Annotated in this window: 12 protein-coding genes; 8 read left to right on the top strand and 4 right to left on the bottom strand. The window is 53.0% G+C overall.

The annotated features are described in order from the left end of the window. The first annotated feature begins 251 nt into the window (after positions 1-251). Complete coding sequence (locus tag CBE72_RS05605; RefSeq protein ID WP_100142680.1) at positions 252-2,192, top strand: DNA repair helicase YoaA; 1,941 nt, start codon at positions 252-254, stop codon at positions 2,190-2,192. Between the two features lie 113 nt (positions 2,193-2,305). On the opposite strand, the gene hemB is transcribed toward CBE72_RS05605, so the two are convergent. The 4 genes from hemB to CBE72_RS05585 form a co-directional block, all read right to left on the bottom strand. Then, complete coding sequence (gene hemB / locus CBE72_RS05600; protein WP_100142679.1) at positions 2,306-3,316, bottom strand: porphobilinogen synthase; 1,011 nt, start codon at positions 3,314-3,316, stop codon at positions 2,306-2,308. A gap of 151 nt (positions 3,317-3,467) precedes the next feature. Next, positions 3,468-3,902, bottom strand: coding sequence for a hypothetical protein (locus CBE72_RS05595; protein WP_100142678.1), 435 nt, complete (start codon positions 3,900-3,902; stop codon positions 3,468-3,470). A 44-nt stretch (positions 3,903-3,946) separates the two neighbouring features. Then, positions 3,947-4,882: a zinc dependent phospholipase C family protein gene (locus tag CBE72_RS05590; RefSeq protein ID WP_100142677.1), complete on the bottom strand. Its 936-nt coding sequence runs from the start codon at positions 4,880-4,882 to the stop codon at positions 3,947-3,949. 192 nt (positions 4,883-5,074) lie between these two features. Next, positions 5,075-6,370 carry an MATE family efflux transporter gene (locus CBE72_RS05585; protein ID WP_100142676.1) on the bottom strand — a complete coding sequence of 432 codons (1,296 nt, stop codon included), beginning with the start codon at positions 6,368-6,370 and terminating at the stop codon, positions 5,075-5,077. Positions 6,371-6,539: 169 nt separating this feature from the next. Here CBE72_RS05585 and tsaB point away from each other — a divergent pair, with 169 nt between their 5' ends. The 7 genes from tsaB (at position 6,540) to rnd (ending at position 13,255) form a co-directional block, all read left to right on the top strand. After that, entirely contained in the window at positions 6,540-7,256 is a 717-nt protein-coding gene (gene tsaB / locus CBE72_RS05580) for a tRNA (adenosine(37)-N6)-threonylcarbamoyltransferase complex dimerization subunit type 1 TsaB (RefSeq protein WP_100142675.1), read from the top strand. 58 nt (positions 7,257-7,314) lie between these two features. Then, entirely contained in the window at positions 7,315-7,617 is a 303-nt protein-coding gene (locus CBE72_RS05575; RefSeq protein WP_100142674.1) for a hypothetical protein, read from the top strand. Further along, complete coding sequence (locus CBE72_RS05570) at positions 7,604-8,311, top strand: M50 family metallopeptidase (protein ID WP_100142673.1); 708 nt, start codon at positions 7,604-7,606, stop codon at positions 8,309-8,311. Before CBE72_RS05575 ends, CBE72_RS05570 begins: the two co-directional genes overlap by 14 nt. Positions 8,312-8,437: 126 nt before the next feature. Next, on the top strand, positions 8,438-9,283 hold the full coding sequence (locus CBE72_RS05565; RefSeq protein WP_100142672.1) for a class I SAM-dependent methyltransferase: 846 nt from the start codon (positions 8,438-8,440) through the stop codon (positions 9,281-9,283). A 21-nt stretch (positions 9,284-9,304) separates the two neighbouring features. After that, positions 9,305-10,198, top strand: coding sequence for an alpha/beta fold hydrolase (locus CBE72_RS05560; protein WP_100142671.1), 894 nt, complete (start codon positions 9,305-9,307; stop codon positions 10,196-10,198). Between the two features lie 202 nt (positions 10,199-10,400). Beyond that, positions 10,401-12,074 (top strand): long-chain-fatty-acid--CoA ligase FadD, encoded by a 1,674-nt coding sequence (gene fadD / locus CBE72_RS05555; protein WP_100142670.1) that lies wholly within the window; start codon positions 10,401-10,403, stop codon positions 12,072-12,074. Positions 12,075-12,145: 71 nt separating this feature from the next. Next, complete coding sequence (gene rnd, locus CBE72_RS05550; RefSeq protein ID WP_100142812.1) at positions 12,146-13,255, top strand: ribonuclease D; 1,110 nt, start codon at positions 12,146-12,148, stop codon at positions 13,253-13,255. Positions 13,256-13,325: the final 70 nt, after the last annotated feature.

Here is a 13,325-nt window from a genome sequence, read left to right as displayed (position 1 = left end):
TAATCCCTTTGGCCGGATTTTGCAACACCCAAAATCAAAAAATATCTGCTGCTTGAAAAGGATTCATCAAACGGCCCGCTTGGGCATAAGTTTGCGAATCCTTAGCCTGAAGAGTTTGGTTTAAGTGGTTATGTTAACTATATCAATGCCAATTCTGTTGGCTAGAGCGGCTTGGCGATAAGGTTTGTCCCTTGTATCCGTCACTCAAATAGCGATAATGCACGCCATACCCTAGGGCAAAATGGAGCACAATGCGTAATCGACTCGTCAGCGAAACGGCACTGGCCTTCGCCCCGGGCGGCCCTTTGGCCTCCAATATCAGGGGCTTCAAGCCCAGAGAACCGCAACTGGAGATGGCCCGAGAAGTGGCCCAGTTACTCCATGGCTCAAGCGGCGCTGCAGTGCCTTTGGTGCTCGAAGCCGGCACCGGGGTTGGCAAGACCTTCGGTTATCTGATCCCGGCGCTGCTCTCCGGTAAGCAAGTGATTGTCTCCACCGGCTCAAAGAACCTGCAAGAACAGCTGTTTTATAAAGATCTGCCGGCCTTGCTGCAGATGCTGGATCTGCAAGTTAGGGTGGCGCTGCTCAAAGGGCGCAACAATTATCTGTGTCAGTTATTGCTGGAGCAGCAGTTGGATGGGGCCCAGAGCCGCAGCCCGGAAGTGCTTGATGATCTGCTCAGGATAAATCAATGGGCCGCGGCCAGCACAGATGGCGATCTCGGCACTCTGGCCACGGTTTCCGAGCAGTCACCGGCACTGGCGCTGGTGGCTTCTTCGAAAGAGCGCTGCAGCGGCAAGCGCTGCGCCTTCTATGACAGCTGCTTTACCCGCAAGGCCAGACAGAAAAGCCTGGAAGCCAGGATTATAGTGGTTAACCATCATCTGTTTTTTGCCGACAGGATCCTCAAGGATACCGGCTTTGCCGAGTTATTGCCCGATGCCGATGCGGTGATTTTCGATGAGGCTCACCTGCTTGCCGATATCGCCGTAACCTACTTTGGTCGCCAGCTGTCGCTCGCGGCCATGCAGCGAGTGCTGGAGCGGGTGGAAGCGGTATATCAACAGGAACTCAGGGATACTTCACAACTGAGCGATCTCGCCAGACGCTGCGGCTCCCGCCTGGCGGATTGGGCGCAGATGACTCAGGCTTCCGGGCAAAGCGACTGGCGCCCCTTGTTGGCCGATAAAGAACTTGCGAGGCAATGCTGGCAGCTGCTCGAAGAGTTTCGGGCGCTGGAGCGGGTGATGCTGGCCAATATCGGTCGCAGTGATGAACTGGATGATTGCCTGGAAAAATGGCTCGACTACTGTGGGCAGCTGGAGCAGTTTTTTAACTGTGAAGATCAAAGTGCGGCTTACAGCATAGAGCAGGGCAGTCGCCTGCCGACGCTGAGAATGGCGCCTATTGATGTTGCCAAGGCGTGTAAGGCGCTGTTTGAGGTGCAAACCCGTTGGCTATTTACCTCGGCAACGCTACAGGTGAATCGCAGCCTGAGCCATTTTTGCCGGACATTGGGGCTTAAGGGGGCCAGGGAGCTTATTCTGGACAGCCCCTTTGACTATCGGCGCCAGGCTATTTTGTGTGTCCCCAGGGAGCTTGGGGATGTGCGCTCTGAAGGGGATTATCAATTTCGGCGCCTGCTTGAGGTGTGCGAACAGGCGATTAATGCGGCTAAGGGCCGAACCTTTATTTTGTTTACCAGTCACAGGATGCTTCAACGGGTGGCGCAGGCGCTTCATGGTCGCAGCCGCTATCCACTCCTGGTGCAAGGCAGCGCCGGTAAGCAGACTCTGCTGAAAAAGTTTCGTCAGCTGGGTAATGCCGTGCTGCTGGGCACCGGCAGTTTTTGGGAAGGCGTGGATGTGCGCGGCAAGTTACTCTCTTGCGTGATAATCGACAAACTGCCCTTTGTGTCCCCGGACGATAATCTCTATCGCGCCAGAGCCGCAGAGATCAACAAGCGTCAGGGAGACCCCTTTATGGAGTTGGCCTTGCCCCAGGCGGTGATAGCACTCAAGCAGGGTGTTGGACGGCTCATTCGTGACGAGAGCGACCGCGGTGTGCTAATTCTCTGTGATAACCGCATCGTCAATCGCAGCTATGGTCAGGCATTTCTCAACTCGTTGCCGCCCATGTACCGAACCCGCAACTTGCAGTCTGCTTTGTCTTTTCTTGAAGGGATAGATTGATTAAAAACAGTTAGATACTGTATTTGATAGTATTAATCCAATTTTTGGAACAAATAAGTTGATAGTAAAAAGGCGCCTAAAACTAAGCGCCTTTTTGCTCTCTGTACTAGCGATTAGCCGCGATCTGCGGCCAGCCAGGAAGCAAATTGCTTGGTGTAGTAGCTGACAATCAAGCTGGCACCGGCGCGTTTGAAGCCGACAAAGCTTTCGGTAACCACGGCCCTTTCGTCCAGAGCGCCGGCCAGAGCCGCGAACTTGATCCCGGCATACTCACCGCCCACATGATAAGCCGCCAAAGGCAACTCGGTACGCTCTCTCAATTGTGACAACACATCCAGATAAGGCGTACCTGGCTTAACCATCAAAATATCGGCGCCTTCCTCTTCATCGAGCAGGGCCTCCAACAGCGCTTGCCGGCCATTGGCGCTATCCAGTTGATAACCTTTACGATTGCCGCTGAGTTCACAATCTACCGCCGCCCGGAATGGGCCATAGAAAGAGGAAGCAAACTTGGCCGCGTGGGCCAAAATGGCGACATTTTCAAAACCGGCCGCATCCAGGCCCTCACGTATGGCCCGAATTTGGCCGTCCATCATGGCCGAAGGAGCCAGCATGTCGGCACCGGCGCGGGCAGCGCAGACAGACTGCTTGACCAGGTTTTCCACAGTCGCGTCATTACAAACTTCATTGTGCTCAACCACACCACAGTGGCCGTGATCTGTGTACTCGCAGAAACAGATATCCGGGATCACCAGCATCTCGGGTGCTTCCTGCTTGATGGTGCGGATCATCCGAGCCAACAGGCCATCATCGTTCCAGGTATCGCTGCCGATGGCATCTTTATGGTGTGAAATACCAAAGGGCATCACATAGCGGATCCCGAGGGCCTTCAGCTCACGGATCTCAGCTGCCAGCATGCTCTCGGGCAATCTGCTGATCCCGGGAAGGGTACTGATGGCCACAGGCTCAGTAATGCCTTCTTCGATGAACAGTGGGTGCACCAGATCGGTCAGGGAAACTTGCTGCTCGCGAACCAGATCCCGCATGGCTTCTGAGCTGCGAAGACGGCGAAGGCGACGAAGAGGTTTGGTGAAGCTGCCGTGACGGCAATGACTGTCTGACATGAGAGTTCCTTTACTGCTATGGCGGATAGCTGTTTGCCGGCACTTTTCTCAAGATCTGGCAACCAGCACTAAGCTATTGAGGTTAAAGGGGCACAAGCGCCCAATAGCGCTTAGGATACCCTTTGCCCGAAACGGGACTCTATGATGAAGATCACAGTTCTTCCTGGCAGATGTTGGCAGGTGCAATACTGGTTTCGCAGGGATGTGTGCCCTGTTGCCAATGTTGTTTATCGAGTTTGGCGGTGCAGCCACTGTCTTCCATCAGAGCCCTTTTACCGTCTGCGCTGCACAGCAACAAGAGGGCATGATCCTCGATACGAAACAGATGCAGTTGATATTGGCGGAATGGCTCGAGCAGAGAGGCATCATGGGCGGTAGCCAACGCCAACAAGCTTTGACCATCTATGCTGTCAGGATGGTCGTCATAACGTATGGTGGCCTCGGCGGCGCTGGTTACTTTGGTCAGTGCCGGTGCCAGTGGTTGGTAGTCTTGTTCATGCCTGTCACCGAGACCGCAGCCACCAAGTATTGGTAGCAGCGCTAGCAGCAGGCAGACGATTGGGCCTTGATGGAAAATTGACTTCATCCTTGAATCCTTATCTACAAATAGTAGGTCGGCGCTAGTTCCTGTTAGGTCTGTTCCTGCCAAAACGCCAGTTTACCTGCGGCATTTCGGCCCGTGTCCAAATTCCAATCTTTGATACTTTCCAGATAGGTGCTGTCTTGCGCCAGTACGCCGCTGGCGATGAGTTGCCAAAAGTGTTTGACGTTTTCTTTGGCGCGCAGAAAAATCTCGTCATAATGCATCTCGCCTTCAGGGGTAGCTAGGGTTAAATACGCTGTTTCAATCTGCTCTTGGCTCGGGTAGAGGACGGCGAACTTGACGCCCAAGTGGCGGGCAAAAGGTAGCAGTCTGTTGCCTTCCTCGGCAATCTTGTCCACCACGGTGATAAAGCCTTTATGCCAGTCATTGATGGCTGGCGGATTATTGGCCCATTCCTCTCTATATACATCTTTGAAGCAGTTGTCCCACAATCTCTCTATGACAGGATCCAGTTTCTGGCCTGTGGCATCGCAGCAGGCGGCAATGCCGGAATCCAAGTGTTCGGACAGACCGATTGCCCCGAGATTGAGCTTGGGATAGATGTAGGCATCCTGATGCATTTCACAATGCCTGTGGGCATCGGCGTTGTCTTTGTAGGGGCCGACTTTCATCTCAATAACCGGATGCACAGTGACATCTGTGATCACATGGGCACAATAGCCCAGCAACCAGGCCAGGCCTTTGTCGCGTTCTTCCCCTTCGCAGCATGCCAGGTGACGAACCCCGGCCTTGAGCATTTCGCCGCTATGCTGGTAATGCATCTTGTCGGCCCAGCTTTTGGCCTGTTGGCGGTCATTGAGAGCAAGATAGGGATAATCCGGGCTGACCGCTCCAAGTTCGCAGTACTTGAAGTGTCTCAGTAAGGCGCGAATAGCGGCCTTGGGCATATTGGGAACAGCCTCCAGCTCAAGTGGCTGTCTGAGGCTATTGACCATTGTGAGGTGTGCATAGGCGCCTGGCATTCCCTGGCCTCCAATCCTTTGCTATTGCGTACTATTCCTTGGGGTTAACCTTAGCCGCTGAAGGTGAAAACGGCCATAGCCCGAAGCTACTATCAAGCGCAATTGACTCAAGAGTAAATCAGACTGGCCGCTTTCCTTGGTTGGTGCCCGTAAGCCAACGCAGAGCACAGATGGGACTTGTTCGCACCTTCCTTAGGAAACGACCGGTGAGCCCAGGGTTTTACTGCGGCGGATATGGCGCTCCACCAGAGCACCTATCAGGTACATCATTAAGTAACCGCAGCCGAGAGCGAGGATCACGGCCACCACATTGGCCGTCAGTTGCCTGAGCAGGAAGAAGGCGCCCACCAGAGTAACTATGCCGGCGAGGCGGATCAGCAAACTGGCATTGAAGTAGCCTTCGGCCTTGATATAGGCCAGTTGGTAGCCGTTAAGCATTAGAAAGATGAAGAAAATGGCATAGTGCAGCAGTACCGGGACGGCGCCGTGATACTGGGGCGGAAACAACATTCTGAACAGACTCTCGCCGCCCAGCAGCATGACAACAAAGAAACTGATGCTGACAACCAGCGCCAGCTTGTAGAGCCAGTGTTTGATGGCGCGGATCTGTTCATTGTCCTGGGCGCGAACACAGACCGCCAATTCAGGCAATACGAAGCGGTAGATGGGGAATACAAACAGCAAGGTCATGTAGGTAAATACCGGCCTGACCACCACTTGGAAATCCCCCAACTCTTCGACACTGAAATAACGTATGGTCAGCAGTACGGTAATATAGATCATCAGAATGCTGGAGCCGGCTTCGAGCGAGGCGGTGACACTGCGCTTCATAAAGCTTTTTAGTGCTGGCTCCAGATTGACCTTGGCGAGCGGCGCGGTGGCGATTTGACGCCGTCTTCTCAGATACATAAAGGCCGCGATAATCAGAGATGACAGCGTTGTAGCGTAAAAGAGTGCCCCCAGCGGCGCCATACTCAGCCCGTAGTAACACAGGGCAAAGGCCAGCACCAAAGACAGCGGCTCCAGCCAGGTTACCTTATTGCTGATTTCATAGAGGCGATACATGGCAACCAAGTTGGTAAAGTACACCTTGAGTCCCATGCTGACTATGATGCCCACCAGCTGCAGGTACTCCACATCTATGGCGAGCTTATGCTTGATGTAGGGCAGTATGATGCCCCAGGTCAGCAGCACCACAAGGATCAGCGCATAGCGAAAAATATTGATGATATCCCTGTCGTTGCGGATCTGGCTGTAAGACACCACCATGGATGAGCGAAAGCCTGTCATCAGGATCAGTGACAGCGAGATGATATCGATAACCGTGTGATAGATGGCCAGGTCCGCCTTGGGAACCCAGCTTGCGAGCCAGACTTTGAAGGAAAACCCGATGGCTATGCTGATGAGCGTGGCCCAAATACCGGCGACAAAGGCATGTTTCAACCGCGAAACCGCGGTTCCATTGGAAGATTGAGAAGGGCTGGACATAACAGACGCTAACCGAAAAGGGGACTCCATATTAGTTGAGAACTGTTCTCATTGTCCATGATAAGGATCACAAGGGCAGATCCGGGCTTGGTTTCAGCGTATTTGATGGTATGATCCCGCCGCTATTAACTCGCCGAAGGCCATGCCTTCGCCCATCAAGGTTGAACCCATGACATCGACTAAGCTTGCCAACTCTCCTGTTATTCTGGCTCTGGATACCTGTACCGAACTTTGCTCAGCGGCGCTGGCATGGCAAGGTGGCAGTATTGCGGAATCTGTCGATGCGCCCCGTGAACACAGCCAAAGATTGCTGCCCATGATAGAGAACTTGCTGAGTCAGTCCGGGCTCAAGATGCAAGATATCGGCCTTATCGCCTATGGCCGTGGGCCAGGCAGTTTCACCGGTATCCGTATCTGCACCTCTATGACTCAAGGGTTGGCGCTAGGGCTGGATGTCCCTGTAATCGGCATCTCTACCTTGGCAGCAATGGCGCAACAGGCCATAACCGAACATGGTGCACAGCAGGTGATTTGTGCCATAGATGCCCGCATGGGCGAAATCTATTGGGCGGCGTTTGAACAGGAGTCCGGTATGGCCAAACTGGTTGGCATAGAGCAAGTGAGCGCCCCAGAGACAATGACCTCGCCCTTTGCCAATGCGGACAAGGTGTATTGCTGCGGCACCGGGTTTGATGCCTACCCGGCACTTTTACAACATGCCGAAAACTTGACCTTGCTGGATGCGGTGAAATATCCTCAAGCCAGTGCTATGCTTGCTTTGGCAAACCTTGGTTGGCAACAAGGGCTGGCCACCTCGGTCGATGAGCTGGCGCCAGTGTATTTGCGAGATACTGTTGCCTGGAAAAAGTTGCCAGGAAGAGAATAGGGCGCTGGTGGCTTAATTAACCCAAGGGCCAGGGGTAAACGGGGATCAAACCAGTATCATGATGATCAAGCAGACGGGACATCCGGGTGCAGTTCAAAGTCTGTCGCAGGCGGTAGCCGGCAACAGGCCTCCTGAGCGTGCCCAGCAAACCGTTGAGACTTATGATGAAATTCTTGTCAGCCCATCCAGGCAACTGGTCGAGTTTGACAGCCAAGCCCTTAACGACAAATACCAACAAAGAGAGCAACTGAAGCGGGAAACCGCAGGTCATTCTGATGCAATCGCCCTCTATCTCCATACCCAACACGCCGCGCAGCGGGACGCTATCTCAGCCATGGTGGGCATAGATGTCTACGCCTGATAGTTCCGCAGCCGTTAACGCGTTTGTAAAATCGTCCCATTCAGTGCAATTACCCGGAAGAGGCCAGTTTCTGCTGGAACTCCTGCTGGCCTTGATGTTGACTCATCTGCCCTATGTCTCTGTACCCTTCAAATGGTTGGAAAGCTATTTCCATGAGTTGTCCCATGCGCTGGCAACGTTGTTAAGCGGCGGGATTGTCAGCCATATCCAACTCTTTCCGAGTGGCGCCGGTTTCTGCTTCAGTCAGGGTGGTTGGCCGCTCCTTATCGGCTTCAGTGGTTATTTGGGGGCGGCCTTTTGGGGCTGCCTGCTTTACCACCTGGCTACTTGGCCGCGGGGGATCCGTATAAGTTTCGCCTTTATCGGCGCCTTGGTGCTGCTCACCATACTGTTGTGGGGGCGGGACGTACTGACCCTGAGTATCCTCATTAGCCTGAGTGTTCTGTTTTTGCTGCCGCTGAAATTTGGCGGCAATCGATTGCTCAGCGGCAGTCTGCGCCTGGTGGCCTTGATGGTGATGCTCAACGCGCTTGCCAGTCCTGCAGTGTTGCTGGGGCTGGACGACAGGGGGGATGCGGTATTGCTGGCTGAGTACAGCTGGGTGCCTGCGTTCGTCTGGGTATTGCTGTGGTTCACTTCCGGCTTATTGGCGCTACTGCTTTGCTGGCGCCGCATAGATGGAAAATCAAACTGATCCTTGGCAAGTCTGCCGCTCACTGTTAGCTTGAACTGCAATTTTATTTGGCACTAGTGTGTGCCAAAAAGTCGTGTCGGCGGGTCTGTTGCCGTAGCATAAGTCCAGATTCAAAGGAGAAGGGAAATGGAATACAAGCAATTCAATCGCAAGCTGGCAACGCCGCTTGGCAAGGTGTGGCTATTGGCAGGCTTGCTGCTTGGCAGCGGTGCGGTGCAGGCCGGCGAACAGGCGTTGCTGGAGGCGGTTAACAGTGACTTTCGCCGGGAAGCCAATGTTGAACGCGACCAATATCGTCATCCAGAGCAAACGCTGGTTTTTTTTGGGATCACCGCAGAGCAAACCGTGATTGAACTCTGGCCCGGCGGTGGCTGGTACACAGAAATCCTGGCGCCCATGTTGGCGGACAAGGGGCAGTATATTGCCGCCGGTTTTAACACAGCGCCGCAGGAAGACACCCCTGGCAGCCGTTATCGGGCCAAGGCGGGCAAGCGTTATCTTGAATGGCTGCAAGCCCACCCCAAAGAGCTTGGGAAAATCAAACAGGTGGTATTGGATCCTCCCGCGCAGGTCAAACTGGGGGAAGATGCCAGCGCCGATGCTGTACTCACTTTCAGAAACCTGCATAACTGGGCCAGTCAGGGGCAACTGCAAACCGTGTTTCAGGCTGCCTTTAATGTGCTTAAAGATGGCGGCGTCTTTGGTGTGGTTGAGCACAGGGGCAAAGCCGGCAACGGCCCTGACAGCGGTTACATGATGCAAAGTGAGATGATAGCACTGGCAGAAAAGGTCGGTTTCACCTTGGAAGCCAGTAGTGAGATCAACGCCAATGCCAGGGATAGTAAAGATTACCCCAAAGGCGTCTGGACCTTGCCGCCGACATTACGATTGGGTGAGCAGGACAGGGACACTTACCTCAAGATAGGAGAAAGTGACCGGATGACACTCAAATTTATCAAAAAAGCGAACTGATACGCTGACAACAGAGGAATTATGTGGCAACCTTCCGCCCCCGTAAAAGCACAGAACATCCCGCTGCCGCATCTCAACCTGGCCGCCCAATGCTGGGGCGCGGAAGATAAACCCCTGATATTGGCATTGCATGGATGGCTGGATAACAGCAACAGCTTTGCCCCTTTGGCTGAGAAGCTGATGGATGATTATCGTGTTCTGGCCATCGACTGGCCGGGACATGGTTTATCGGAGCACAGACCTGGGCATTACCCACTACATTGGGTTGATTATCTATATGATCTTGAGTTGCTGCTCGACAGTTTAACTGTCGATGAACCTGTCATTCTTTTAGGGCATTCGCTGGGGGGAATCGTCGCCAGCGCCTATGCTGCCGCGTTTCCCGAGCGAGTTGCCAAGCTGCTGTTGATTGAAGCTTTCGCTCCTCTCTATGAAGCGGTCGAGCAGGTCAAGCCGAGACTGAGAAAGAGCTTTACAGCCCATAAACGCATGCTTTGCAGCAAACGCCGCCAAGTGGTTTATGACAGTGTTGAATCGGCCATCAGAGCCCGGGTACAACTGACCGGATTGGCCGAGCCTTGGTCCAGATTGTTGGTGACGCGCAATATGCAAATTGATGCCCAAGGCGCCAGATGGCGCAGCGACCCAAGACTGCGACTCGATTCGCCGATGCGACTTTGTTTTGAGCAGGTAGCATCGCTGATGCAGGGGATCGCCATCCCCAGCTTACTTATCACGGGTGAGCAGGGATTTCCTGGATTGGTGCAGAGTTTACCCCAGGCCCGCGCCTGGTACAGTGACTTGCAAATAGTGCAACTACAAGGGGATCACCATTTACACATGGGCAATGCCAGCGAAGTAGCGCAGACCTTGGCCGGATTTCTCCATGGGAGAAAATCCAATCCGGGGGACTAGGCAAATAAAAGCTTTTATGTGATGATGATCAAAATTTTAAACGCCCGTATGATTTTTGCGGCGCGAAAGTTAAACACCAAGAGTCGAGGCCAAAGGCCTTAATAAGAACTTCATAAAAATACTCAGTGCTTTGCCCGCAAACGCCGCGGGCTTTAACGACAGAGAGTCGTTTCCGCTGAAGACGGAATTTTAGGAGAAATTTGTGGACCAGCCCTGGATTAACAGTCTGCCTGCCGATGTGCCAGCTGAAATTGATGTACACCGTTATACTTCTTTGCTGGAGATGTTTGAGAAGGCGGTGAATACCTATGCCGATCAGCCCGCGTTCGTCAATATGGGGGCAACCCTGACCTACCGAAAGTTGGAAGAGCGCAGCCGGGCTTTTGCTGCCTATTTGCAAAATGATCTCAAGTTGCAAAAGGGCGATCGAGTGGCGATCATGATGCCAAACCTGTTGCAATATCCTATCGCGCTGTTTGGTGTGTTGCGAGCCGGCATGGTCGTGGTCAATGTCAACCCGCTCTATACCCCAAGAGAGCTCAAGCATCAGCTGGTCGATTCCGGTGCCAAGGCTATCGTGGTTGTGTCCAACTTTGCCAGTACGCTGGAAGCTGTTGTCGATCAAACGCCGGTCAAGAATGTGATTATCACAGGGCTTGGTGATCTCTTGAGTGCTCCCAAGCGTACCTTGGTTAATTTTGTGGTGAAGTACATCAAGCGCTTGGTACCCAAATACTCTCTGCCCCACGCCATCTCCATGCGCCGAGCCTTGAGAGCCGGCAAGAAAGCACAATATGTCAAGCCTGAGGTCAAGAGTGATGATGTGGCCTTTTTGCAATATACCGGCGGTACCACAGGCGTTTCCAAGGGCGCCATGCTCAGCCATGGCAACATAGTTGCCAACGTATTGCAGGCCAACGGTGCTTATGCCCCCCTGCTCAACGATGGCAAGGAGTTTGTGGTAACCGCCTTGCCGCTTTACCATATTTTCGCTTTGACGGTGAATTGTTTGTTGTTCCTGCATAAAGGTGCCAACAATTTGCTGATCACCAATCCAAGGGACATTCCTGGGTTTGTTGCCGAACTCAAGAAAACGCCTTTTACCGCGCTGACTGGAGTTAATACTCTGTTCAACGCCCTGGTCAACAGTGAAGAGTTTAAGGCATTGGATTTCTCTCGCCTCAAGCTCTCAATTGGTGGGGGGATGGCAGTGCAGCGCGCCGTAGCCGACAAGTGGCAGAACATCACCAAGACCCGCTTGCTCGAAGGTTATGGCCTGACCGAAGCTTCACCTCTAGTGGCTTGCTGCCCTTATGATTTGGCCGGTTATAACGGTTCTATCGGCTTGCCAGCACCTTCGACACAAATTCAGGTACGGGGTGACGATGGTCAAGTATTGCCTCAGGGGGAGACAGGCGAGCTTTACGCAAAGGGACCCCAGGTGATGTTGGGTTATTGGCAGCGTCCTGAAGAAACTGCCAAAGTGATCGACAAAGACGGTTGGTTGGCCACAGGCGATATCGGCTATATGGATGAAAAGGGCTTTTTCTATATCGTTGACCGCAAGAAAGATATGATCCTAGTTTCTGGCTTCAACGTTTTCCCCAATGAAGTGGAAGAGGTAGTGGCCTTGCATCCCAAGGTAGTTGAAGTGGCCGCCGTGGGGGTACCCCATGAGGTCAGTGGTGAACTGGTGAAGATTTTTGTGGTGGCAAAAGACAAATCTTTGACCGACAAGGAGCTTATCAAGCATTGTCGTCATCATTTAACAGGATATAAAGTGCCGAAACTGGTAGAATTCAGGGACGAATTGCCGAAAACCAACGTAGGAAAGATCCTGCGCAGAGAACTCAGAGATGAGGCCAAATCTGCATAATATAGAGAGCCGGCGCCAGCCGGCTCTCGTGTTTCCGGGGCCTGGAAACTCGCGCAGGATGGGAGTTGAATTTGCAAGATTACCTGTATGTAGAAGATGATGCCGCCTTGGCTCAGCTGGTGGCCCAGTACCGTGAGGCCAAATTATTGGTACTGGATACTGAGTTTGTACGCACTCGCACTTACTATGCCTGTCTAGGGCTTATTCAAGCCTATGATGGTAAGACTCTGGCGCTGATAGATCCTGTGGCTATCTCGGATCTTTCTAGTTTCTGGGCCTTGCTGACCGATGAAAAGATCACCAAGTTGCTGCATTCCTGCAGTGAAGACTTGGAAGTGTTTGCCCGTCAGGGCCATTGTCAACCTAAGCCTTTGTTTGACAGTCAATTGGCGGCTGCCATTGCCGGTATGGGCCACGGCTTGGGGTATGCCAAGCTGGTGCAAGAATGCTTAGGGGTTGAGCTCGACAAGGGAGAGTCTCGTACTGACTGGTTGAAACGACCACTTTCTAAAGCGCAGCTCAGTTATGCGGCCAATGACGTTTATTATTTACACCAGCTCTATCCTCAGCTACTGCAGAAATTGCAACAGCAGGGCAGGCTTGAGTGGGCATTGGAAGAGAGTCAGCGCATGACCGAAGGGCGTCTGGATGCGCCTGATGAAGACACGGCATATCTAAGAGTCAAGAACGCCTTTCAACTGAGTACGCAACAGTTAGCCGTGCTTAAGGTGTTGGCAGCCTGGCGTTTGCGTAAGGCGCTGGCAAAGGACATGGCGCTGGGTTTTGTCATGAAAGACCACGCTCTTATCGGTTTGGCTAAGCGTCAGCCAAGAGGGATCAACGACGTGCTTGCCATGAAAGAGCTAACGGATCATGAAAAGCGTCTCTACGCCAAAGATGTGCTTAAGGTCATGGCCAAGGCGGATATGAGCAATCTGCCGGAGCCCTTGGATGTGTTGGCTCTCAAGCCTGGATATAAGAGCGCCTTCAAGAGTATCAAGCAGTGTTTGGGAGAGGTTGCTGAGTCTGACAATGTGCCCATGGAGTTACTCGGCTCCAAGCGCCATATTCACGAATACCTTGAATGGGTATGGGCCGGTAAACAGGGGCCAATCCCCTTGGTATTGTTGGGCTGGCGTGGTCAGTTAGTGGCCGATAAGTTAGCTAAGCTGACTTTCTGAGTTTGCTTATATTAATAAAGAAGGCACCCTAGGGTGCCTTCTTTATTGCAGCTGCATATGTACTTTTTAT

The organism is Shewanella carassii, from assembly GCF_002777975.1.
GTDB lineage: Bacteria > Pseudomonadota > Gammaproteobacteria > Enterobacterales > Shewanellaceae > Shewanella > Shewanella carassii.
The sequence above is the reverse complement of the archived record's forward strand: the minus strand, read 5'-3'. Positions and strand labels throughout refer to the sequence as shown.